This window comes from Micromonospora sp. AB353, from assembly GCF_049538395.1.
GTDB classification, from domain to species: Bacteria; Actinomycetota; Actinomycetes; order Mycobacteriales; family Micromonosporaceae; genus Micromonospora; species Micromonospora aurantiaca.
Window position 1 is genome coordinate 11,827 of sequence record NZ_JBMVFV010000066.1, and the last position, 22,346, is coordinate 34,172.

General features: G+C 70.8%; 22 protein-coding genes. 16 read left to right on the forward strand and 6 right to left on the reverse strand.

Annotated features, from left to right (window positions below):
- Window positions 1–30: 30 nt before the first annotated feature.
- The 6 genes from ACPCK6_RS22820 to ACPCK6_RS22845 all read left to right on the forward strand — a co-directional run bounded on the left by ACPCK6_RS22820 (window position 31) and on the right by ACPCK6_RS22845 (window position 7,439).
- A complete protein-coding gene (locus ACPCK6_RS22820) occupies window positions 31–930 on the forward strand; it encodes an MFS transporter (RefSeq protein ID WP_396884154.1) in 900 nt (299 codons plus the stop codon).
- Between the two features lie 32 nt (window positions 931–962).
- On the forward strand, window positions 963–1,859 hold the full coding sequence (locus ACPCK6_RS22825) for an SDR family oxidoreductase (RefSeq protein WP_423482170.1): 897 nt from the start codon (window positions 963–965) through the stop codon (window positions 1,857–1,859).
- A gap of 393 nt (window positions 1,860–2,252) precedes the next feature.
- Window positions 2,253–3,509, forward strand: a complete 1,257-nt coding sequence (locus ACPCK6_RS22830; RefSeq protein WP_423482171.1) for an ABC transporter substrate-binding protein — start codon at window positions 2,253–2,255, stop codon at window positions 3,507–3,509.
- Between the two features lie 71 nt (window positions 3,510–3,580).
- The gene (locus ACPCK6_RS22835; RefSeq protein WP_423482183.1) at window positions 3,581–4,534 is read left to right on the forward strand and encodes a carbohydrate ABC transporter permease; all 954 of its coding nucleotides are present in this window, start codon (window positions 3,581–3,583) and stop codon (window positions 4,532–4,534) included.
- Entirely contained in the window at window positions 4,531–5,400 is an 870-nt protein-coding gene (locus ACPCK6_RS22840) for a carbohydrate ABC transporter permease (RefSeq protein WP_396884157.1), read from the forward strand. The genes ACPCK6_RS22835 and ACPCK6_RS22840 overlap by 4 nt, the downstream gene beginning before the upstream one ends.
- A 74-nt stretch (window positions 5,401–5,474) precedes the next feature.
- Window positions 5,475–7,439, forward strand: a complete 1,965-nt coding sequence (locus ACPCK6_RS22845) for a right-handed parallel beta-helix repeat-containing protein (protein WP_423482172.1) — start codon at window positions 5,475–5,477, stop codon at window positions 7,437–7,439.
- Between the two features lie 64 nt (window positions 7,440–7,503).
- Here ACPCK6_RS22845 and ACPCK6_RS22850 read toward each other — a convergent pair whose 3' ends face one another.
- From ACPCK6_RS22850 to ACPCK6_RS22870, 5 genes are all read right to left on the reverse strand, one after another.
- Window positions 7,504–9,906 (reverse strand): phosphoketolase family protein, encoded by a 2,403-nt coding sequence (locus ACPCK6_RS22850; protein WP_423482173.1) that lies wholly within the window; start codon window positions 9,904–9,906, stop codon window positions 7,504–7,506.
- 207 nt (window positions 9,907–10,113) lie between these two features.
- Window positions 10,114–10,926, reverse strand: coding sequence for an ABC transporter ATP-binding protein (locus ACPCK6_RS22855; protein WP_396884160.1), 813 nt, complete (start codon window positions 10,924–10,926; stop codon window positions 10,114–10,116).
- Window positions 10,919–11,734 carry an ABC transporter permease gene (locus ACPCK6_RS22860; RefSeq protein ID WP_423482174.1) on the reverse strand — a complete coding sequence of 272 codons (816 nt, stop codon included), beginning with the start codon at window positions 11,732–11,734 and terminating at the stop codon, window positions 10,919–10,921. Before ACPCK6_RS22860 ends, ACPCK6_RS22855 begins: the two co-directional genes overlap by 8 nt.
- Window positions 11,731–12,501, reverse strand: coding sequence for an ABC transporter permease (locus tag ACPCK6_RS22865; protein WP_423482175.1), 771 nt, complete (start codon window positions 12,499–12,501; stop codon window positions 11,731–11,733). The genes ACPCK6_RS22860 and ACPCK6_RS22865 overlap by 4 nt, the downstream gene beginning before the upstream one ends.
- A gap of 7 nt (window positions 12,502–12,508) precedes the next feature.
- Window positions 12,509–13,483, reverse strand: coding sequence for an ABC transporter substrate-binding protein (locus ACPCK6_RS22870; RefSeq protein ID WP_423482176.1), 975 nt, complete (start codon window positions 13,481–13,483; stop codon window positions 12,509–12,511).
- 249 nt (window positions 13,484–13,732) lie between these two features.
- Here ACPCK6_RS22870 and ACPCK6_RS22875 point away from each other — a divergent pair, with 249 nt between their 5' ends.
- The 7 genes from ACPCK6_RS22875 (at window position 13,733) to ACPCK6_RS22905 (ending at window position 18,580) form a co-directional block, all read left to right on the forward strand.
- Window positions 13,733–14,962, forward strand: a complete 1,230-nt coding sequence (locus ACPCK6_RS22875; protein WP_423482184.1) for a flavin-dependent oxidoreductase — start codon at window positions 13,733–13,735, stop codon at window positions 14,960–14,962.
- On the forward strand, window positions 14,959–15,426 hold the full coding sequence (locus tag ACPCK6_RS22880; protein ID WP_355514480.1) for a MarR family winged helix-turn-helix transcriptional regulator: 468 nt from the start codon (window positions 14,959–14,961) through the stop codon (window positions 15,424–15,426). The genes ACPCK6_RS22875 and ACPCK6_RS22880 overlap by 4 nt, the downstream gene beginning before the upstream one ends.
- Window positions 15,427–15,475: 49 nt before the next feature.
- The gene (locus ACPCK6_RS22885; protein ID WP_423482177.1) at window positions 15,476–15,940 is read left to right on the forward strand and encodes a DUF3237 domain-containing protein; all 465 of its coding nucleotides are present in this window, start codon (window positions 15,476–15,478) and stop codon (window positions 15,938–15,940) included.
- Window positions 15,941–16,059: 119 nt separating this feature from the next.
- Complete coding sequence (locus tag ACPCK6_RS22890; RefSeq protein ID WP_423482178.1) at window positions 16,060–16,473, forward strand: DUF6153 family protein; 414 nt, start codon at window positions 16,060–16,062, stop codon at window positions 16,471–16,473.
- Between the two features lie 77 nt (window positions 16,474–16,550).
- On the forward strand, window positions 16,551–17,210 hold the full coding sequence (locus ACPCK6_RS22895) for a DUF305 domain-containing protein (protein ID WP_423482179.1): 660 nt from the start codon (window positions 16,551–16,553) through the stop codon (window positions 17,208–17,210).
- Between the two features lie 87 nt (window positions 17,211–17,297).
- The gene (locus ACPCK6_RS22900; protein WP_318333601.1) at window positions 17,298–17,660 is read left to right on the forward strand and encodes a BlaI/MecI/CopY family transcriptional regulator; all 363 of its coding nucleotides are present in this window, start codon (window positions 17,298–17,300) and stop codon (window positions 17,658–17,660) included.
- A complete protein-coding gene (locus ACPCK6_RS22905; protein WP_423482180.1) occupies window positions 17,657–18,580 on the forward strand; it encodes a M56 family metallopeptidase in 924 nt (307 codons plus the stop codon). The genes ACPCK6_RS22900 and ACPCK6_RS22905 overlap by 4 nt, the downstream gene beginning before the upstream one ends.
- A 31-nt stretch (window positions 18,581–18,611) precedes the next feature.
- On the opposite strand, the gene ACPCK6_RS22910 is transcribed toward ACPCK6_RS22905, so the two are convergent.
- On the reverse strand, window positions 18,612–20,120 hold the full coding sequence (locus ACPCK6_RS22910; RefSeq protein ID WP_423482185.1) for a copper resistance CopC/CopD family protein: 1,509 nt from the start codon (window positions 20,118–20,120) through the stop codon (window positions 18,612–18,614).
- 448 nt (window positions 20,121–20,568) lie between these two features.
- On the opposite strand from ACPCK6_RS22910, the gene ACPCK6_RS22915 reads away from it, so the two are divergent.
- The 3 genes from ACPCK6_RS22915 (at window position 20,569) to ACPCK6_RS22925 (ending at window position 22,324) form a co-directional block, all read left to right on the forward strand.
- The gene (locus ACPCK6_RS22915) at window positions 20,569–20,928 is read left to right on the forward strand and encodes an SRPBCC family protein (RefSeq protein ID WP_423482181.1); all 360 of its coding nucleotides are present in this window, start codon (window positions 20,569–20,571) and stop codon (window positions 20,926–20,928) included.
- 135 nt (window positions 20,929–21,063) lie between these two features.
- The gene (locus ACPCK6_RS22920) at window positions 21,064–21,879 is read left to right on the forward strand and encodes a TIGR02452 family protein (RefSeq protein WP_423482182.1); all 816 of its coding nucleotides are present in this window, start codon (window positions 21,064–21,066) and stop codon (window positions 21,877–21,879) included.
- Window positions 21,872–22,324, forward strand: a complete 453-nt coding sequence (locus ACPCK6_RS22925) for an OsmC family protein (RefSeq protein ID WP_396884171.1) — start codon at window positions 21,872–21,874, stop codon at window positions 22,322–22,324. The genes ACPCK6_RS22920 and ACPCK6_RS22925 overlap by 8 nt, the downstream gene beginning before the upstream one ends.
- The last annotated feature ends 22 nt before the right edge of the window (window positions 22,325–22,346 follow it).

Genomic DNA, 22,346 nt, shown 5'->3' on the forward strand with positions numbered 1-22,346 from the left:
TGGAACCTGTCGGTGCGTCAGACGACTGACGTGGCGGCTGCGGCCGAGCTGTTTCGGCCCGGCCTGCGCGGGCGGGTGGTCGCGGTGGTGTTCGCCGGCGGCAACGTCGCGCTGCTCGTCGGCGTGCCCACCGGCGCCTGGCTGGGCGAGAAGGCCGGCTGGCGGGCGTCGTTCTTGACGGTGGCCGGACTCGGCGCGGTGGTCTTGGCCGTGGTGGCCGTACTGCTGCCGTCGACGCGACCCGGCGAGGGGCATGCCACCCACGGCGCGACGCCCGACGCTCGACGGTTCGGGCTGCTCGTGGTGATCGCCGTCCTCACGACAGCCGGCGCCATCGCCGCCTACACCTATGTCGCCCTGTTCGTCACCGAGGTCACCGGCTTCGCCACCACGTCCGTCGGCGCCATCCTGCTTGCGCGCGGTATGGCGAGCGTCCTCGCCATACTCGCGATGGCGGCGTTCGTCGACCGCAACCCGTGGCTTGCCCTCGTCGTGACCGTGGCACTGCAGACCGTGGGACTACTCGTCCTGTACGCCTTCGGCCGGCAGCCGATGGTGGCCGTCGGCATGATCGCTGTGTCCGGCATGGCGTTCGCCGCGTTCACAGCGGCGCTGGGCGGTCTGGTGCTCCAGGTGGCGCCGGGTCGATCCGACGTGGCGGCCGCGACCCTCTCGGCCGCTGTCAACGTCGGCATCACGGTAGGGGCTTTCGTCGGTGGTCTGGTGGTGACCGGGTTCGGCGTGGCGACGACGGTGTTGGTGGGGGCGATACTCGGAGGGATCGCCGTCGTACTGGCCTGCGGCCAACGGGTCCGCCCGCAGCGGGAGCAGACGGCTGATCCACCCGGTGAGCGTCCCGTCGTTGATTCCGGCCCTCTCGCCCTGAGAACCCGCCAACCACTACCTGGTCGAGGCGGTTCCCGTTCCTGACCTCGCCCGTGGATCGGGACCGCGAGCATCGGATGGGATCACGCTGCCACGTCGGTACCAGGCGCCGGGCAATCTGCGTCGAGATCTTTCGGCAAATTCCTGCAACCGCGCAGGGTTTGCGTCCTACTGGTGTCAGCGGGAATCAGCCGATGCGGACAGGGAGGGGCTCGGTCATGAAGATCGTCGTCATCGGTGGCAGCGGCCTCATCGGCTCCAAGCTCGTGGAGAGGCTCGATGCCCAGGGTCGTGAGGCGGTGCCGGCGTCGCCGAAGACCGGCGTGAACACCCTCACCGGCGAAGGAGTGGCGGACGTGCTCTCCGGCGCCGACACCGTCGTCGACGTGTCGAACTCGCCGTCGCTCGAGGGCGGCGCCGCGCTGGAGTTCTTCGAGACGTCCACGCGGAACCTCCTTGCCGCCGCAGCGGACGCCGGTGCCGGTCACTACGTGGCGCTCTCCGTCGTGGGCTCCGAACGGCTTCCGGACAGCGGCTACCTTCGGGCGAAGGTCGCCCAGGAGAAGCTCATCGCCGCGTCCGGGCTCCCGTACTCGCTTGTGCACGCCACACAGTTCTTCGAGTTCCTTCAGGGCATCGTCGACGCCGCCACGGACGGCGACACCGTGCACCTCGCGCCGGTGCTGATCCAGCCGATGGCGGCGGACGACGTCGCCGCCGCGGTGGCCGAGGTCGTGACCGGCGTGCCGACCAACGGTGTGGTCGAGGTCGGTGGCCCGGAACAGTTCCGCCTCGATGAACTGGGGCGATCCGTCCTCGCGGCCCGGCAGGATCCTCGTTCGGTGGTGAGTGACTCCGGCGCCCGGTATTTCGGTGCCGCGCTGTCTGAGCGCTCGCTCGTCCCCGCCGACGGTGCCCGCATCGCCGGTACCCGCCTCGACGACTGGCGAATGCGGGCGACCTACGGCCGATAGACCGGCGTGCTACATGCGGGCTTCCCGGGGCAGTCCCGTCCCGGCGACGTGACCGGAGACCCCGGACGGGGCAGTCGCCCGTGTCCTCCGCGCGAAGTAATGCTCCTTGCTCCGAAACTTTCGGCGCTGTGTCGATCAGGATTCCGTCCTGCCGTCGACCTCTCCTGCTGGCAGCGGGCCTGTTGACGGATGACGGGGCAGTTAGTAGCCTCAGCGCACAAAATCATGGCATGTAAATATCTCGATAAGTTTCGGAGGCGGCGAGCGCATCGACGACGGGACGACGACTGACCCGTCGGTGCGGCCACTCGTCGGCTTCTGCCTGCGTGCCCTGCGCCGGCGAGAACCCGCCACCCCACCACCGCCGCTCACGATCACACCGCTGGAGGGCCGTTGAAACGCGTCCGGACCACCGCAGCCGTCATCGCCGCCGTCGCGCTCCTCCTCGCCGGCTGTGGCGGATCAGATGGCAAGTCCGACTCGAAGACCTTCGAGTTCTGGTCGTTCGCCAACATCAACCAGAAGGCCGACGTCGACGTCTACACCAAGGCGCACCCGGATGTGCGCGTCAAGCTCACCGAGGTGGGCACCACGACCGAAACCGCGCAGGCGCTCACCGCCGCGCTGGCCGGTGGCAAGGTGCCCGACCTGGTGCTGATCCAGGCCGACGACCTGCCGAAGTTCATGCAGTCGCCGGACAACTTCGTCGACCTCACTACGCTGGGCGCGAACGACATCAAGGGCAACTACCTCGACTGGGTGATGGCGCAGTCGACGACGAAGGACGGCAAGATCATCGGTGTGCCGACCGACGTCGGCGGCTTGGCGGTCGCCTACCGTACGGATCTGTTCAAGGCGGCCGGCCTGCCCACCGACCGGGAGTCGGTCTCCAAGCTCTGGCCGACGTGGGACGAGTTCATCAACGTCGGTAAGCAGTACGTCCAGAAGACCGGGAAGCCGTTCGTGGACAACACGCCCACCAGCGTCTTCTTCCAGGCGGTCAACCAGGGCAGCCAGCGCTACTACACCGCCGACCGCCAGCTGGACTACGACAACGAGCAGGTCAAGGCGGCGTTCGACGTGACGCTGAAGGCTTTCGGCGCGGGCATCTCCGCCAAGCAGGGGTCGTTCTCGTCCGGCTGGACGGCGGCGATGAAGAAGGGCGACTACGCGGTGGTGTGCTCGCCGTCGTGGATGCTCAGCCAGATGAAGACGAACGCCCCTGAGACGAACGGGAAGTGGGACATCGCCACCATTCCCGGTGGCTCGGGGAACTGGGGTGGCAGCTTCCTCGCCATCCCCAAGCGCGCCAAGAACGCGAAGGCGGCGTGGAACTACATCTCCGAGATGCAGTCGCCGAAGGGGCAGCTCGACCACTTCCTGATGCAGGGATCGCTGCCCACCACCCCGTCGGTCTACACGGACCCGCAGCTGGTCGGGAAGACCGACCCGTTCTTCAGCAACGCACCGATCGGCAAGATCTACACCCAGTCGGTGGTGGGGATCAAGCCCTTCTACTTCGGACCGCAGGACGGCCCCATCGGCACCGAGTTCCTCAACACGCTCACCAGCGTCGAGCAGGGCAAGGTGGACCCGGCGAAGGCCTGGGACACCGCGCTGACGAACGTCAAGAACGCCGTACGCGAATGACCGAGGGCTGATGCGCGGCGGCCGGGTACCGCCCGGCCGCCGCCCATCGGGAGGGTGACGCTTTGACCACCATGCTCGGCCCGGCCCCGGCCCCACAGGACGTCCGGAGGCCCGCTCGCAACCGGCGGATCCAGCAGGGCGTACGGGAGTTCCTGGCGCCGTACGCGTACATCTCGCCGTTCTTCGTGTTGTTCCTGATCTTCGGCCTCTTCCCGCTGCTGTTCACCTTCTACATTTCGCTGTTCGACTGGGATCCGATCGGTGAGCACCGTTTCGTGGGGCTGGACAACTTCTCCGAGCTCCTGCACGACCCGCGCTTCTGGGGTGCGCTGCGGAACACGTTCAGCATCTGGGTGCTGTCGACGGTGCCGCAGTTGCTCCTGGCGCTCGGCCTGGCGCACCTGCTCAACCACGCGCGGCTGCGGCTGGCCGCCCTGTTCCGGATGTCGGTGCTCGTTCCCTACGTCACCTCGGTGGCGGCCACGACGATCGTCTTCGCCCAGATGTTCGACAGGGACTACGGCATGATCAACTGGTTCCTCGGGCTGCTGGGCTTCGACCACATCGACTTCACGGCGTCGCTGTGGGGCAGTCACATCATGATCGCCACGATGATCGCCTGGCGCTGGACCGGATACAACACACTGCTGTACCTCGCCGCGCTGCAGGCGGTCCCGCGGGAACTGTACGAGGCCGCCGCCGCCGACGGTGCGAACGGCTGGAAGCAGTTCCTGCACATCAGCGTCCCCTCGTTGCGGCCGATCATCGCGTTCACCGTCGTGACGTCGACCATCGGCGGGCTGCAGGTCTTCACCGAACCGCTGCTGGCCAACCCGGTGGGCGGCCTCACGTGCGGGGCGGCTCGGCAGTGCCAGACCGTGACCCTCTACCTCTACGAGCAGTCCTTCGGGCAGTTCCACTTCGGCTACGGCGCGGCGGTCGGCGTCGCCCTCTTCGTCATCGTGGTGGTGTTCTCCGGACTGAACTATCTGCTGGCCACCCGCATCCGTTCGGAGCGCCCATGAAGCCCGCACCCACGACCGCCGCGCCCGCGCGGACCAGGCGGCGCCAGGCCAATCGCGTCCCGATCCCGGTGTACGCGCTGCTCACGCTCATGGCGTTCGTCAGCGTCTTCCCGCTCTACTGGATGTTCGTGGTGGCGACGACGGACTCCGCCACCGCGACGACCCTCCCGCCGACGATCACACCGGGCGGCAACTTCCTGCACCTGGCGGAGTTGGTCTTCACCATCGTGCCGTTCGTACAGTCCCTGCTGAACAGTCTCGTCGTCGCCACCACGATCGCCGTGGGTCAGGCGGTGCTCTGCGCGTTGGCCGGCTTCGCCTTCGCCAAGCTGTCCTTTCCGGGCCGCAACACGCTGTTCCTGATCGTCGTGCTGACCATGACGGTGCCGGCGCAGCTGGCAGTGGTGCCGCAGTACCTGATCATCTCCCAGTTGGACTGGGTGGACAGCCTCCAGGCGGTGATCGTTCCCGGGCTGGTCAGCGCGTTCGGCATCTTCTGGATGCGCCAGCACATCGGCAGCACCATCGACGACGAGTTGATGCAGGCGGCGCGGGTGGACGGCGCGACCACCTGGCAGATCTTCTGGCGGATCGCCTTCCCGCTGGTCCGCCCGGCGGCGTACGTGCTGGGGCTGTTCACGTTCGTCTACGCCTGGAACGACTTCCTGTGGCCGTTCATCGTGTTGAAGTCGCCGGAGAACTACACCGTCCAGATCGCCATCAAGGCGCTGCAGCAGAACCGGGACATCGATCTGGGTCTGGCCATGTCCGGTTCCTTCCTGGCCACCATTCCGCTGCTGGTGCTGTTCGTCTTCGTCGGGCGCCGTCTGGTGCAGGGGATCATGGAAGGCGCGTTCAAGGGGTGAGGTTCCGCCGCGCGGCCCCGGCACCCGAGCGTGTGCGACGGCATCTGCATCGAACGCCGAGGAGGGCTCCCCGGGTGACATCCGTGTTCCATGTGGCGACAAGCGGATCGGATCGCGCCGACGGCTGCGCCGAGCGGCCGTTCCGGACGATCAACCGGGCCGCAGGGGTCGCGCAACCCGGTGACACCGTGGTGGTGCACGCGGGGGAGTACCGCGAGTGGGTGAAGCCACGCCACGGCGGTCTCAGCGACTCCCGCCGCATCACCTACGAGGCGGCACCGGGCGAGCACGTGGTGATCAAGGGATCGGAGCGCGTCACCGGCTGGGAGCCGCTCGGCGGGACGGTGTGGCGGGCGGTCGTCGACAACGCGCTGTTCGGCTCGTTCAACCCGTTCGCCGAGGAGGTGGCCGGCGACTGGATCGTCTACCGCCCGGGCGCGCCACGCCGGCATCTCGGCGACGTCTACCTGAACGGCCTGAGCTTCTTCGAGGTGGGAAGCCGGGCGGAGGTCGACGATCCACCCCGCCGCACCGAGGTCGTCGACGACTGGACCAGGCTGCCCCGCCCGGTGGACGATCCCGACCGGACCCGGCTCGTCTGGTACGCCGAGGTCGGTGAGCGGACGACGATCTGGGCCAACTTCCAGGGCGCCAACCCGAACACGGAACTGGTCGAGATCAACGTACGCCGCAGCGTCTTCTACCCGGACCAGCCGCACCTGGACTACATCACCGTCCGTGGCTTCGAGCTGGCGCACGCGGCCAGTCCGTGGGCGCCGCCGACCGCCGACCAGCCGGGACTGATCGGGCCCGGCTGGGCGAAGGGATGGGTCATCGAGGACAACGTGATCCACGACGCCAAGTGCGCGGCGATCTCGATCGGAAAGGAGGGGTCGACCGGGCGGAACTTCTCGGCTCTGCGCGGTGACAAGCCGGGCTACCAGTACCAGGTGGAGTCGGTCTTCGCGGCCCGCCGGATCGGGTGGGACCGGGAGCACATCGGCTCGCACGTGATCCGCCGCAACACGATCTACGACTGCGGCCAGAACGCGATAGTGGGTCACCTGGGATGCGCGTTCTCCACCATCGAGGACAACCACATCCACCGCATCGGCGTGAAGCGCGAGTTCTACGGGTACGAGATCGCCGGCATCAAGCTGCACGCCGCCATCGACGTGGTGATCCGGCACAACCGGATCCACGACTGCTCGCTCGGCACGTGGCTGGACTGGCAGGCGCAGGGCACGCGGCTCTCCCGCAACGTCTACCACGACAACTCCCGGGACCTCTTCGTCGAGGTCAGCCACGGCCCCTACCTGGTCGAGCACAACATCTTCGGCTCGCCCGCCTCGCTGGAGCTGTTCAGCCAGGGCGGCGCCTTCGTCTGCAACCTGATCTGCGGCACCGTGCGGCTGGAGCCGGTGCTGGACCGTGCGACGCCGTACCACCTGCCGCACAGCACCCAGGTCGCCGGCTACGCGGTGATCTACGGCGGCGACGACAGGTACGTGGGGAACCTCTTCCTGGGCGGCGACCCGGGCGCGGCCTACGGCCCGGGTGCGGAGGGCGAGGGGCCGCCGCTGGCCGGCACCGCCGGCTACGACGGGCATCCGGCGTCGTTCGCGGAGTACCTGGCCCGCCTCGCCGACCAGCCGCCGAGCGACCAGCAGAAGTACGTCGAGGTGCGACAACCGGTGTACGCCCGCGCGAACGCCTACGCCGCCGGCGCCCGGCCGTTCGAGGGTGAGCACGAGCCAGTGGTGCTGGGCGCCGCGACCGCGACGGTCGTCGACGAGGGCGACGCGGTCTGGCTCGTCACGGACCTTCCCGAGGCGTTCGGCGAGGCCCGCATCGGTGTGGTCACCGGCCGGAACCTGGAACGGGTCCGGTGCGCCGACGCGGAGTTCGAGGAGGCGGACGGCAGCCCCGCCGTCATGGACGTCGACCTCACGGGCGAGCTCCGGCAGCCGGACCGGGACGGCGCCGTCGGCCCGATCGCGGGCCTGGCGTCCGGTCCACGCCGTACACGCGTGTTCTGACGGCGGACCCGCGCGTACGCGGACGGGGACGGTGGCGCCGGCCGGCGCCACCGTCCGATCGAAATCAGCCGCGTGCGGCCCAGTCGCCCAGGGCCCAGTCGCGGACCTCGGGCATGTCCTCCAGGTGCTCCACCACGTACGCCTCGTGGCGGTCGAGCTGACTGCGGCACCACGTCTTGAGGTCCGCCGCACCGCGCGGCAGCCGCTTGGCGTTGTTGATGGCGTCCATCACGAGGTGGTAGCGCGACGCCTTATTGCGCACCGTCATGTCGAACGGGGTGGTGGTCGTGCCCTGCTCGATGAAGCCGCGCACGCGGAACCGGTCCGCGTCCGGGCGGCCGTGGACGAGCTGGTGGATCGCGCCGGGGTAGCCGTGGAAGGAGAAGACCACGTCGACGTCGTCGGTGAACAGCTCGGTGAACAGGGTCTCGCTCATGCCGTGCGGGTGGTCCTTGGGCCGGACCAGGGTCATCAGGTTGACCACGTTGACGACGCGCACCTTCAGACCGGGCAGCCGGTCGCGCAGGATCTGCGCCGCCGCGACCGTCTCCATGGTGACGACGTCACCGGCGCAGGCGAGGACGATGTCGGGGTCGCTGGTGCCGTCGTCGGTGCCGGCCCACTCCCAGATCCCCGCGCCGCGCGCGCAGTGCTCGATCGCCTCGTCCATGGAGAGGTACTGCAACTGCGGCTGCTTGTCGATGACGATCAGGTTGATGTACGACCGCGACCGGAAGCAGTGGTCGGCCACCGACAGCAGGGTGTTGGCGTCCGGCGGCAGGTAGACCCGGGCGACGTCGCCGCGCTGGGTGAGCACCACCTGGATCAGGCCCGGGCCCTGGTGGGAGAAGCCGTTGTGGTCGTTGCGCCACGCCGTCGAGGTCAGCAGCACGTTGAGGCTCGGCACCTTCGCGCGCCACGGCAGGTGCTTGGCCTCCTGCAGCCACTTGCCGTGCTGCACCGTCTGCGAGGCGCTGACCATGGCGAACGCCTCGTAGGTGGCGAACATGCCGTGCCGGCCGGTCAGGTTGTAGCCCTCGAGCCAACCGTGGCAGTTGTGCTCGCTGAGCACCTCCATGACCCGGCCGTCGCGGCTGATCGCCACGTCGTCCGGCGTCACCCGCTCCATGAAGGCGCGGTCGGAGACGTCGAAGACGCCGCCGAGGCGGTTGCTGTTCGTCTCGTCCGGACAGAACAACCGGAACCGGTCGGCGTTGCGGGCGTAGATGTCGCGCATCATCTCGCCCAGCTTGCGCGTCGATTCGGCCCGCTGGTGCGCCGGCTGGGACACCTCGATCGCGTAGGAACGGAAGTCCGGGAGGTCCAGATCCCGGGTGAGCAGCCCGCCGTTCGCGTGCGGGCTGGCGCTCATCCGCAGGTCACCGTCGGGGGCCTGGTCCCGGACCAGCGCCACGGGCGCGCCGGTGGAGTCGAACAGCTCCTCCGGACGGTACGACCTGAGCCAGCGCTCCAGCAGCGCGAGGTGCTCCGGATTGTCCTTGACGCCGGACAGCGGCACCTGGTGGGAGCGCCACGTCCCGGTGACGGTGACGCCGTCGACGGTGTCCGGCCCGGTCCAGCCCTTCGGCGACCGCAGGATGATCAGCGGCCAGGTCGGACGCGTACCGTCCCAGGAGCCGTCACGGGCGGCGGTCTGGATGTCGCGGATCCTCGTCCAGGCGGCGGCCAGGGCGGCGGCGAAGCGGTGGTGCATGCCGGGCAGGTCGGAGCCCTCGACCTCGATGACGTCGTAACCGTGGCCCCGCAGCAGGTGGCGTACCTCCTCGGGATCCTTGCGCCCCAGCACGGTGGGTCCGGAGATCTTGGCGTCGTTGAGGTGCAGGATCGGCAGGACCGCGCCGTCGCGCTCCGGGTTGAGGAAGGACACGCCCTTCCACGATCCCTCCAGGGGCCCGGTCTCGGCCTCGCCGTCGCCCACCACCGCGATGGCCAGCAGGTCCGGGTTGTCCATGACCGCGCCGAATGCATGAACCAGGACGTAGCCCAGTTCACCGCCCTCGTGAATGGAACCCGGGGTGGTCACCGACACGTGCGACGGGATACCGCCGGGGCTGGAGAACTGCCGGAACAGGCGCAGCATCCCGGCCTCGTCCTGGCTGACGTCCGGGTAGATCTCGCTGTAGGTGCCCTCCAGGTAGCCGGCGGCCACCAGTGCCGGCCCGCCGTGACCCGGACCGGCCAGGTAGATGGTTTGCTGGCCGGTGTGCCGGATCAGCCGGGAGACGTGCGCGTAGATCAGCGACAGGCCGGGGCTGGTTCCCCAGTGGCCGAGCAGGCGCGGCTTGATGTGTTCAGCCGCGAGGGGCTCGCGCAGCAGTGGGTTGCCCTGCAGGTAGATCTGACCGATGGTCAGGTAGTTGTTCGCCCGCCACCACGCGTCCAGACGGGCGAGTTCGGTGTCGTCGAGTTCGGCGAGCGTACGGAGTTCGGATTCGACCGCGGTCACCGTGCTTCCTTCCACTGATCTCGTCTTGTCCGGACCCAGGTTAGGCCCCGCCGGGCTCGTTCACCGGGGGCCGCAGACCGCAAGCCGCGGGACCTTCGGCCCTCGATGGCGCCGAGCATCGGCGTCCGCGGATCGGCCGGGGCACTGGGCCGGCCCGCGCCCGTGCGACCGGCTACCTGATCCGTTGCCGCGACCGGCGAGGCACCGTCAGGGCGCCGGCTGTGGCGTCGCGGCCGGCCCGCGCTTGGCCCGCTGGATCTGCTCGTAGACGTGGGTCCGCAGTTCGGTGAACCGGGGCAGGGCCCGGGTGGTGAGCTGGTCGCGTTCCCGGGGGAGGTCGATGACGAGGTCCTCCTGCACCCGGGTCGGCGAGTTCGACAGGACGAGCACGCGCTGGCCCAGATAGACCGACTCGTCGATGTCGTGCGTCACGAAGACGGTGGAGATGCCACGGGTCAGGTGCAGTTCGCGGACGAGGTCCTCCAGGTCGGCGCGGGTCTGCGCGTCCACGGCGGCGAACGGCTCGTCCATGATCAGCACGTCCGGCTGGTACGCGATGGCGCGCGCGATAGCGACCCGCTGCTGCATGCCGCCGGAGAGCTGCCACGGATGGCTGCGCGCCGACTGCGACAGCCCGACCGCGTCGAGGGCGTCGGCGACCGTCCGGGCGCGTTCGGCGCGGGAGAGCTTCTTGTGGCGGAGCGGAAGCTCCACGTTGCCGCGGACCGTCAGCCACGGGTAGAGGCTGCGGCCGTACTCCTGGAAGACCACCGCCATCGCCGGGCTCGGCCCGGTCACCGGCGACCCCTCCATCTCGACGAGGCCGCTGGTGGGGCGGAGCAGCCCGGCGAGGCATTTCAGGAGCGTGGTCTTCCCGCAGCCCGAGGGGCCGACGACGCACAGCAGCTCGCCGGGGTCCATGGTGAAGCTGATGTCCCCGATCGCCTCGACCTCGCCCCGGCCGGAGGTATAGACCTTCCGCAGGTGCTCGACCCGCAGCAGAGGGCTTCCGTCAGGCACGGGTGACCTCCTTCATTCCGTGGTACCAGCGCAGGACGCGGCGTTCGACGACACCGAAGACCACGGCGAGGGCGACGCCGATGAGGCCGAGCAGCAGGATCCCGCTCCACATTTCGGCGATGAGGTAGTTCCGCTGGAAGTAGGCGATCCGGTAGCCGAGGCCGGCTGACGACGCGAACATCTCCGAGATGACCATGAGGATCAGGGCCACCGAGAGCGCCTGCCGTACGCCGGTCATGATGCGCGGGCTCGCCGCCGGGAGGATCAGCCGCCACAGCCGGTCCCACCGGGAGATCCGGAACGAGGACGCGGTCTCTATCATCACGCTGTCGGTCGCCCGGACGCCTTCGATCGTGTTCAGCAGGATCGGCCAGATCGCGCCGGAGGTGATGACGACGACCTTCATGGTGTCGGTGATGCCGAGCAGCAGCATCGCGACCGGGATCAGTACGGGTGGCGGAATCGCGCGGAAGAACTCCAGCAGCGGTTCGAGGATCTCGCGTAGCGGGCGGAACCGGCCGATGACGACGCCGGCGACGACGCCGAGGAGGATCGACGCGAACAGTCCGATCAGGAGCCGGTACAGGCTGGGCAGGACGTCGTCGACGAACGCCGGGCCGATCCAGGTCTGCCGGAACGCGTCGAGGAGCGTGCCGGGGCCGACGAGGAACCGGTTCGTCGACCGGGTGGACCAGACGGCCCAGAGCGCCACGGTCAGGACGGGAAGCCCGACCGCGAACAGGACGTTCTCGGCGACCCGGACGCCCAGGCCGCGCGGGCGGGCCCGGCCCGCGCCGACGGCGGTCATCGGGTCGCCTCGTCCGCGAGCACCGACTGGTGCCAGGCCAGCGAGCGCCGTTCGACGAAGCGGAACACGACGTTCACCAGCAGCCCGAGCAGCCCGGTGACCACGACGAGGCCGTACAGGCCGACCGCGTCCCCGGCGGAGCGGGAGAGTTCGATCATGCGCCCGAGGCCGGGGTTGCCGATCACCATCTCCGCGGTGACGGCCAGGATGAGCGCGACCGCCGCGCCGAGACGCAGGCCGGTCATCAGGTACGGCAGCGCGGTCGGCAGGACGAGGTATCGCAGACGTTCGGCGCGGGTGAGGCCGAAACTGCGCGCGGTGTCCCGGGCGACGGTGTCGACGTCGGCGACGCCGTAGATCACCTGCACGAACACCTGCCAGAACGCCGCGTAGACGATGATGACGAGCGCGGCGCGCATCTGCAGGCCGAACATCAGCACGGCGAGGGGGATCAGCGCGACCGACGGCACCGGCCGCAGGAACTCGACTGTCGTGTGCGTGGCGCGGCGCAGGAACGGCACCATCCCGACCACTGTCCCCAGCGCGACCGCGGCGAGCGTCGCCACCGTCAGGCCGATCGCCCACGAGGTCATGGTGAGCCGGACCCGCCGCCAGAACGCCAGGTCGCGGACCTCCTGGGCCAACCGCCCGAACACGTCGGTGGCGTACGGCAGGTAGTCCGGGTCGACCAGTCCCAGCGTCGGGATCAGTTGCCAGACGACGAGGAACCCCAGCAGGCCCGCGGCGCCCAGCAGGATCTTGCGCATCGGCCGGCTACTGCTGCTGGATGAGACGGTCGAAGTCGGGCCGCCGGTCGAGGACGCGGTACTTCTGGGCGAGCGTCGCCAGTTGCTCCAGGCCGGCCCGGTCGAGCTCCCACCCGAACGCCGGGAGCCGCACGGAGTCCGCCACCGCCTCCGGCAGTTCGAGATTGTCCTTGATGGCCTGACGCAGATCCTTCTCGTTCGCCGGATCCTTGGCCCAGGTGAGCGTCTTCTTCATCGCCGCCGAGAAGTCCGCGACCAGGTCGGCGTCGGAGTCCTTCAGCTTGCTCGATGTGATCGTCGTCAGGGTGGTGAGCCCGGGGACGGTGGCCTGGTACGGGGCGACCACGAGGACGTCACCGCGCTTGCGCATCTGGGTGATGAACGGCTCGGTCACCCAGGCGGCGTCGATGTTGCCGGCGGCGAGCTGGGCCGCTGCGTCCGGGAAGGCCACCTCGACGAACTCGACCTTCGCCGGATCGCCGCCGTCCTTCTCGACCGCCGCCATGATCGTGACGTCGCCGGCGGCGCCCAGGCTGTTCACCGACACCTTGCGGCCGGCGAGCTGGGCGGGCCGGGTGATACCCGACTTCGCCGACGCCACCACGGCGTTGATGTCGTCACCGTCGGCGTAGGACGACGCGTAGTTCCCGATGATCATTACGCCGAGGTTCTGCAGGTCGGCGCGGAACGGGCCGAACGGCTGACCGATGGCGAAGTCGATGTCGCCGTTTAGTAGCGCCGGGATGGCCTGTGCGCCGCCCTGCGCGGGCACGACCTCCACGTCGAGCCCCTGCTCCCGGAAGATGCCCGCCTTGATGCCGCCCCACAGCGCGGCGGTCTCGCTGATCGGCAACGCGGCCACGCGGACCTTGCGCAGGTCGCCGCTCGCCCCGGGGGACGGATCGGTGGCGTCGGAGTCCGTGCAGCCGGTCAGGGCGATCGCGACGCCGGCGAGAACAGCGAGGGCGGTGACCTTCTTCATGGACGAGCCCTTCCGTGCGAAGCGCTGGTGCATCCGGAGGAGTGAGGGCCGGTGAGGTGAGGTGAACCATCCGACCGCGTCGATCAGCGTCATGCAGAGGTGATTGATTGTCAAGAATTCCGATAAGGCGAATCGCATTGCGCGACGAGTGGTCGGAACGCCATGGGAATACGTCTTGACGCGTGACGATTTTGTGACCAAACTGTGCGGTTGGTGGTCCGGTGGCGGAGGGAGCGACGATTGGCGATCGTGATCGTGGGCGCGGGGATCGGTGGCCTCACCACCGCTCTCAGCCTGCACCGGGCCGGATTCCGTGAGATCACGGTCTACGAGCGGGCCGAAGTGTTGCGCCCACTCGGCGTCGGGATCAATCTGCTTCCGCACGCCGTTCGCGAGCTGACCGAATTGGGCCTCGGTCACCGGGTGGAAAGGCTGGGCGCCGCCCCCGGCACGCTTGCCTACTACAACCGGCACGGTCAGCAGATCTGGAGCGAACCGCGCGGACTGGACGCCGGATATCGCTGGCCGCAGCTATCCGTGCACCGTGGCCGGTTCCAGATGGAACTGCTCGACGTGGTGCGGGAACGGCTGGGGCCCGACGCGGTGCGCACCGGGCACCGGCTCGTCGGCGTCCGCGACGGCGTCGCGCACTTCGCGACGGCGGCGGGGGAGGCGAGCGTCGCGGGCGACCTGATCGTCGGAGCGGACGGCATCCACTCCGCGTTGCGCGGGCAACACCATCCCGGCGAGGGGCCGCCGCTCTGGAACGGGCTGACGCTGTGGCGGGGCACGGCACGGGCGCCCGGCTTCCTGGACGGGCGAACCATGATCATGGCGGGGGACGCGGAACAGAAGTTCGTCGCGTACCCGATCGGTGCCGGCCTGGTCAACGTCGTCGCCGAGCGGCGCGGGCCCGGTTTCGCCGGGCCGAACGCGGACTGGAACCGGACGGTCGACCCCGCGCCGGTCGTCTCCCTCTTCGCGGGCTGGCGTTTCCCGTGGCTCGACGTGCCGGCACTGCTCGCCGCCGCCGACGAGATCCTCGAATACCCCATGGTGGACCGCGACCCGATCGACACCTGGACCCACGGGAACACGACGCTGCTCGGGGACGCGGCGCACCCGATGTATCCGAACGGTTCCAACGGGGCGTCGCAGGCGATCCTCGACGCGCGTACCCTCGCCTTCCACCTCGCCACCGCGCCGACGGTGCGGGCGGCGCTCGACGCCTACGAGGCGGACCGGCGGCCGGCGACCACCGCGCTCGTGCTGAGCAACAGGCGGCAGGGCCCGGAGCAGGTGATGGTGCTCGCCCACGAGCGCGCGCCCGACGGCTTCGACCACGTCCACGACGTCATCCCGCCGGAGGAACTCACCGAGATCGCCACCGGCTACAAGAAGGCGGCCGGCTTCCTGCCCGCCGACCTCAACGAACGGGCCTCCCTGACGCCGACCGTCTTCTCCGGTGTCCTGCCGTGACCGGCCCGGAGCCGACCGAGCTGGACGCGGCGCGACTGGCGTCGGTGATCTCGCCGCTGCGCCGCACGCTGCTCGCCGCCGCCCGCGCCGCCGAGCACCTGCCGGAGATCCCGGACGCGCAGATCGAGATCGTGCGGGCCCTGCCCCGGGGCACCGTGTCCGGTCCCGGCGAGCTGGCCGAACGACTGCGCCTGAGCCGCTCGACGGTCAGCAACCTGCTGACCACGATGGAGGGCAACGGTCTCGTCGAGCGACGCCCCCGTCCCGGCAACCACCGCCACGTCGACGTCCTCGCCACCCCGAAGGCCCTCGACCTGTTCGACCGCTTCGACCTCGCGAGCGGAGACCTGGTCGCCCGCGCCGCGGCCACCCTGCCGGCCGAGGACCGCGCGGCCCTCGCCGCCGCGGTGCCCGCGCTGGAACGCCTCCGCGACGCGCTCGCGCAGACCAAGGACACCCCATGAGTACGCGCCGACGCGCCGTCCGCCGCGCCGAGCAGCCGGCCGGGGCCCGGTGAGCGCCCCGCCGGTTCCCGGACTGGAGGCCGCGTTCGAGGTGGAGGTCCGGCTCGGCGCGCTGGAGGACCACGGTATGACGCGCGCGGGTCACCGCCGCGTGGTGCCCGTCGTCGGCGGCCGGGTCACCGGCCTGTTCGAGGCCGACATCCTTCCCGGTGGCGCCGACTGGCAACTGGTCCGCCCGGACGGCGCGATCGAGATCGACACCCGCTACTCGGCGCGCACCACCGACGGCGGTCACGTCTACCTCCGCACGTTCGGCGTCCGCAGCGGACGCCCGGAGGTCCTCGAGGCGTTGCTGCGCGGCGACGCGGTCGACCCCGCCGAGTACTACTTCCGGCTGGGCGTACGACTGGAGACGTCGGTGCCCGCGCTGACCGTGCTGGAGCAGTGCGTCTTCGTCGCGTCGGCGATCCGCGAGGCCGACCGGGTGCGCTACACCGCCTACCGCGTCACGTAGTCGTTCCCGGCAGCGGCTTGTGCGCGTTTGCCGTACCCGCGCCCGGCCACCGCGACATCCCATCTACTATGCGTCTGTAGTAGAAGCTGATGTCGAGGCGGACGTGCGGAGGGGGCGGGATGGGACAGGCTCACCCGCTGCTGCGGCTGGCGCTGTTCGTCGCCGTGACGCTCGGGGTCTTCGGCATGCACACCTTCGGCCACCCGGCCGGACCCGACGCCGCCCACGCCAGCGCCGTACACGGGAGCACCGGCCACGCCGCCGACGCCGCCCGCGAGATCGCCGCCGCGCCCGACGCCGCACACGGAGACGACAGTTCGCCCGGACGCCACGACGGGACGCACGTGTTCACCGTGTGCCTGGCGGTGCTGGGCGGCGCGCTCGCCCTCGGCGCCCTGGCCCTGCTGTGGCGGCCCCGACGCGGCCCCGGCACGCCGACCGGCCCTCGATCACACGGGTTCCGCCCGGACCGGGGTCCACCCCGCCGGCCCATCGGGCTGCTCCTGCGAGCCGTCACGGTCCTGCGCACGTGAGGAGAACACGGTCCGGCGTCTCGCCCGGACCCGACGACTCACGTTCCGGCACACCTCACGACAAGGACCACGTACCGATGAAACCGACCATCCTGCGCCGCGCCGCCTTCGCGGGCGTCGCCCTGTCCGCCCTGCTCGCCACCGCCGCCTGCGGCGGCGGGGACGACACCGGCGGCATGACGCACGGCACCGGCAGCAGTTCCGCGGCGGGCACCTCGGCCTCCGCGGACGCCACAGTCAACGACGCGGACGTGATGTTCGCGCAGATGATGATCCCGCACCACCAGCAGGCGGTGACGATGGCCGACCTGGCCCCGGCGCGCGCGAGCGACAGCGAACTGAAGAACCTGGCCGCGAAGATCAAGGCGGCGCAGGATCCGGAGATCGCCACCATGAAGGGGTGGCTCACGGCCTGGGGCAAGCCCACGGACCTGCCCAGCGACCACAGCATGCCCGGCATGAGCGCCACACCCGGGCACGGCATGCCGGGGATGGACGCGGGGATGCCCGGCATGATGTCCGAGCAGCAGATGAGGGATCTCGCCGCGGCGAAGGGCCCCGCGTTCGACAAGATGTTCGCCGAGATGATGATCGCCCACCACAAGGGCGCCATCGACATGGCCAGGACCGAGCAGGCCGACGGGAGCAACCCCGAGGCCAAGGCGCTGGCCGCCACGATCGCCTCGGATCAGGCCGCCGAGGTGCAGACCCTGCAGAAGATCCTCGACCGCCTGTAGGCGACCGGGTGCGGCCGGTCCCGGCCTCGGGACCGGCCGCACCGTCACGACACCTGACGTACCCTGACCGGCACGAAGGGAGAGCACGTGGCGGAACTGGGCAGACTCGAATCGGCGGTGATGGACGTCCTGTGGCGTGCCCCCGAGCCCGTGCTCGTGCGTGACGTGCTCGACGCGGTGACCACCGACCGGGTCCTGGCGTACACGACGGTGCTCACCGTGCTGGACAACCTGCACCGCAAGGGCTGGGCCGTACGCGAGAAGGACGGCAAGGCCTACCGCTACCGGGCCGCCGGCACCCGCGAGGAGATCATCGCGCGGACACTGCGCCGGGTCGTCGAGACGAGCACCCACCCCGACCTGGTGCTCCTGCACTTCGCCCGGTCCGCCTCCGACCACGAACTGCACATCCTGCGGCAGGTCCTCGACGAGCGGGAGTCCGAGGCGTGAGCCTCGCGCTCGCCCTCGTCACCGGCGCGGCGGTGGTCGCCTGGTGTGGGCCCGCCGCGTTGCGGCTGTGCTTCCGGCACGTCGCCGACCCCGTCGCGATGCTGCTCGGCTGGCTCGGCCTGATCGTCGCGGTGATCGGCACCTTCGTCCTCGCCACCGTGATGCTCCTCGCCCCCGCCAGCACCCGGCAGTGGGCGCTGCACGACCTCGCCCGCATCTGCTGGCACTGGGCGCAACCCAGCCGGCCGCCCGCCGTCGACGAGATCGTCGGGGCGGCCGGAGCGCTGCTCCTGCTGGCCGTGCTCGCCCGGTTCACGGTGACGAGCACCCGCCGGGCGATGCGCGCCCACCGTGCTCGTCGCGCCCACGCCGACCTGCTCACGCTCGCCGGCGGCCCGCCGGAGCGCGGTGAGGCGCCGGTGCTGTGGATCCCGCACCCGACCCCGATGGCCTACAGCCTCGGCGGGTCCGGCGGGCTGACGGTCCTGGCCAGCGCCGCCGGTGACCTGCCGGCGGACCAGCTCGCCGCGGTGCTCAGCCACGAGCGGGCACACCTGCGGGAGCATCACCATCTCCTGGTGGCCGCCGTGGAAGGGCTCGCCGCCGCCGTACCGTGGCTGCCCCTGACCCGCCAGGCGCCCGCAGCCGTGCGCCTGCTGGTCGAACTGCGCGCCGACGCCGCCGCCGTCCGCGAATGCGGCCCGACCGCCGTGCGCGACGCGTTGCTCACCTTCGCCGACGCGCCGCGCCCGCCGTCGGCGCTGTCGATGGCCGGCGCCGACGTGGCGATCCGGCTGCAGCGCCTCCAGGGACGCCGCCCGCACCGTCGCAACCTGCCCGCCCGCGCCCTGCTCGCCTCGACCGCCCTGGCGGCACCCCTGGGCGCCGGCGTGGTCACCGGCATCCTGTTCTGCCTGTAGACCCCGAGCGCCCCGGCGGCGCGGGCCCGGCCTACATGCCGGTGTTGACCAGGACGGCGGTGGCCAGCAGGACGGCGACCATCAGCACCGCCTCCGCCAGCACCGTGCGGCGCAGGCGACGCATGCCCTCCGGAGTGGGGTCGTCCAGCCGGGGCACCACCCGCCTGCTGTTGTAGAGCCCGACGACGGCCACCACCGCCACCAGCGCGACCTTGACCAGGAGTACCCGTCCCCACCCGGTGCTCACCAGGTGACCGGGCCGGTCCAGGATCGCCAGCGTCAACGCGGCACCGGCGACGCCCGTGAGCGTCACCGCCGCGGTGGCCGGGACGGAGAACCGCACCGCCATCTCGGCGGCGCCCGTCGGCACACCGAGGCGCGCACGCCCCAGCAGCAGCGCCGCCAGGAGCAGAACCCCGCCGACCCACACCGCCGCGGCGACGGTGTGCGCCACGTCCGCCGCCACGACGATCGCCCGTGGCCCGGCGGTGACGGTGTGCCCGTCGAACAGGAACGAACCGAGCAGCAGAGCCACCGTGACGCCGAGGAGCACCGGCCGGACCGCTCGCGCGCGTACCCGCTGGACCTCGTCGCCGCTCACGTCGCCGGTGGGCGGCACGACAAGGGGGCGAGGGGCGGTCGGGATCGCGGCGACCGTCACCACGGCGTGCCGGCCGACCGCGTGCCGGCCCCGGATCAGCGCCGCCTCCAGGGAACCGGCCACGAGCAGCCCGGCCGCGCCGGCGAACCGCAGACCCAGTCCGGTGGCGACCGGTGTACGGCCGAGCGCGGTCAGCGCCTGCACGCTGACCGCCGAGGCGAGACCGCCCCCGCCGAACACGGCCGCCAGCGCCGCCAGTTCGAGCAGCACGCCGGCCACCACCGTCAGCCCGGCGATGCGGACCCAGACCTGGACCAGCCGGATGTCGCTGCGCGTACCCACCAGTGTGGTCAGCGCGAAGACGAGACCACCCACGCCGAGCAGGATCGCCCCGTAGGACAGCCAGCGCCCCGCCGTGCCGACGAACCGCACCGGACCCTGGTCGGCGTCGGCGGTGTGACCCACGGCGTGCCCGCCGGAGTGGGCCGGCGGCGACGCCGACGGAACGGCCGGTCCACCGTGACCGGTGTGCCCGTGCGAACCGGCCGTGGGCCGAGGGGTGGCGGTCGCGCCCGGTGGCGCGGCGGCCGGGACCACTGTGAACGTGACGTCGCCGGTCAGCGGATGGGCGTCCGGGGCGGCCACGCTCCAGCGCAGCGTGAACCTCCCGTCGGTCAACGCGGCGGAGGGGTGGACCAGCCACGTACGGCCCCCGTCGGGGGTGTGCGTGGTCACCGGAACGGCAGCACCCTCGCGGGAGAGCGTGAAGCCGGCCGCGGTGGGCGTGCCGGGGGCGCTGAACGTCAGCCGGATCTCCGTGACCGTGCCGTCCACGCGTGCGCCGTCTGCCGGTACGACCTTGAGCAGCTTGAAGTGCGCAGCGGCGGGCGACGCGAACCCGAGCACCACGAACACGGCGGGACAGCACGCCAGCCACACGAGCAGCAGCCACCGTGCCGCGCCGCGGGCCGGCGACCGATGACGCCGCGGGAGAGGCACCGCTGATCCCCTTCGTCAGGGAGACATGGACCCGGCGCCCATCGCTCCGACCTGATGCGGTCGCCATCCTAGGGGAACTACTAAGAGTTGGTAGTAGAGCGTCGGCCTGAGCACCGTCGTGGCCGAGCGGCGCGGGTCCGGTTTCGCCGGGCCGCACGCGGACCGGAACCCGCCACGTCCTCGTTCCCGGAGGCGGACGGAACCCCGGGCTTCAGAACTGCACTCCGAGTAGATCCGCCGCACGATCAGCGCGTACGCGCGGACGAGCGCGACCGCCGGTTCGGCCTGGGTCTGGCGCTGCTCCAGGAGGTCGTCACGAGCCACCACGGCACGATCGAGGCCCGCCGGCCGATCCGGTCGCCGGACCGTTCCCCGGCTAGTCTGGGGCATGATCGAAGCCGGTAGCCGTGCGCGCAGCCAGCCACCCCCACCGGCCGTCGTCTTCGAGGCGCTCACCGAGCCCGACCGGGACCCGGCGCGTCCGTGGCTGCGGCTGCTCGACGACGAGCAGCCGCCTCGGATCCTGCACGCCGAGCACCCGCGTGTGGTCGTCTGGTCGTCGCTGTGGACCGGGCGACCGGATGCGCAGGTGCGTTTCGACCTGGTGCCCGACGGCGGGGGAGGCACCCGGCTGCGCTGGACGCTGCTCGTCGCCGAGCCCCTGCCCGACCCGTCGCTCCTGGGGCACCTGCGCAAGCGCCTCAACCAGCTGATCAACGCGAACCTGCGCTACACGTTCGGTCAGTAGGTGGAACGCGGCTGTTCGATGGCAGACGGTGAGGCGCGGCCGGACCCCGGAACTCCTGCGGCCGCTAATCGGTTGGCGTGCGCGCCGGGGACTGCCTAGATTGCCGATCATGCATGACATCGACGGGTGTGCCGGATGAGCAGCCGCCTCCGCGAGATCGCCCGGCAGACGGTAGCGATCGCCGAAGCGGGGCGATACCGCAACGACGCCGGCGAGGACATCGCGATCGACGCGGCCGTACGCGCCGCGGTCGACGGCACCCGTGAGCACCTGCCGGACGAGATCCTCCACCTCGACGGCGCGACGCCCGGCGCCGGCGACGTGGAGGTGACGCACGAGTCGACGTTGCAGGCGGCCCGCCGGTTCGGGCCCGGCGCGGCGTGTCTGGTGTTCGCGTCGGCGAAGAACCCGGGCGGCGGGTTCCTGGGCGGCGCGAAGGCGCAGGAGGAGTGCATCGCCCGCTCGTCCGCGCTGTACCCCTGTCTGCTCGCGGCGCCCGACTTCTACGCCTTCCACAGGGGGCAGCGGGATCTGCGGTACAGCGACCGGGTCGTCTACTCCCCGGGCGTGCCGGTGTTCCGCGACGACAAGGGAAACCTGCTCGACCGGCCGTACACCACGTCCTTCCTGACCGCGGCGGCACCGAACCTGGGCGCGATCGTGCGCAACCAGCCGGAGCGCGCCGCGGACGTGCCGGCGGTGCTGGCGCGGCGGGCCCGCCGCGTGCTGGAGGTCGCTGCCGCGCACGGGCATCGCACGGTGGTGCTGGGCGCGTGGGGGTGCGGGGTGTTCCGGAACGACCCGGCGACGGTGGCCGGCGCGTTCGCCGACGCGCTCCGGGTGGTCGACCGGTTCGACCTCGTGGTGTTCGCCGTGCGTGACGGGCTGCCGGGCACCCCGGTGTACCGCACGTTCGCGGAACGCTTTTCGGTAGGTTCGTCGCATGAGTGACGACACCTTCCGGTCGGTGGAGATCGAGCGCACCAGCGTGGGCAGATACGTGGCGCGCAACGCCCGTGGCGGCGAACTGTCGATGGGTACGGGGGAGGACGCGACCTTCACGCCGGTGGAGCTGCTGCTGGCGGCCCTCGGCGGCTGCACCGCTGTGGACGTCGACCACGTGACCAGCCGTCGCGCCGAACCGACCCGGTTCGCCGTCACGGTGAGCGGCGACAAGATCCGCGACCCGGAGACCGGGAACCGGATGGAGAACCTCACCGTCACGTTCGCGGTGACGTTCCCGGACGGCGCGGACGGCGACCGGGCCCGCGAGATGCTGCCTCGCTCGCTGCGGCAGTCGCACGACCGGCTCTGCACCGTGTCCCGCACCGTGGAGCTGGGCACTCCGGTCTCCATCGTGGACGCGAACGATCCGGGTTCGGCCGACCCGCGCTGAGCCGGCGACGCGGCTCCGGCGA

What these genes read in the sequence shown, in the direction of transcription:
- ACPCK6_RS22890 (WP_423482178.1), top strand. Translation starts at nt 16,060, where the DNA reads ATGGGACAGGCTCACCCGCTGCTGCGGCTGGCGCTGTTCGTCGCCGTG.
- ACPCK6_RS22895 (WP_423482179.1), top strand. Translation starts at nt 16,551, where the DNA reads ATGAAACCGACCATCCTGCGCCGCGCCGCCTTCGCGGGCGTCGCCCTG.
- ACPCK6_RS22925 (WP_396884171.1), top strand. Translation starts at nt 21,872, where the DNA reads ATGAGTGACGACACCTTCCGGTCGGTGGAGATCGAGCGCACCAGCGTG.
- ACPCK6_RS22870 (WP_423482176.1), bottom strand. Translation starts at nt 13,483, where the DNA reads ATGAAGAAGGTCACCGCCCTCGCTGTTCTCGCCGGCGTCGCGATCGCC.
- ACPCK6_RS22920 (WP_423482182.1), top strand. Translation starts at nt 21,064, where the DNA reads ATGAGCAGCCGCCTCCGCGAGATCGCCCGGCAGACGGTAGCGATCGCC.
- ACPCK6_RS22840 (WP_396884157.1), top strand. Translation starts at nt 4,531, where the DNA reads ATGAAGCCCGCACCCACGACCGCCGCGCCCGCGCGGACCAGGCGGCGC.
- ACPCK6_RS22825 (WP_423482170.1), top strand. Translation starts at nt 963, where the DNA reads ATGGGATCACGCTGCCACGTCGGTACCAGGCGCCGGGCAATCTGCGTC.
- ACPCK6_RS22835 (WP_423482183.1), top strand. Translation starts at nt 3,581, where the DNA reads ATGCTCGGCCCGGCCCCGGCCCCACAGGACGTCCGGAGGCCCGCTCGC.
- ACPCK6_RS22865 (WP_423482175.1), bottom strand. Translation starts at nt 12,501, where the DNA reads ATGCGCAAGATCCTGCTGGGCGCCGCGGGCCTGCTGGGGTTCCTCGTC.
- ACPCK6_RS22915 (WP_423482181.1), top strand. Translation starts at nt 20,569, where the DNA reads ATGATCGAAGCCGGTAGCCGTGCGCGCAGCCAGCCACCCCCACCGGCC.
- ACPCK6_RS22860 (WP_423482174.1), bottom strand. Translation starts at nt 11,734, where the DNA reads ATGACCGCCGTCGGCGCGGGCCGGGCCCGCCCGCGCGGCCTGGGCGTC.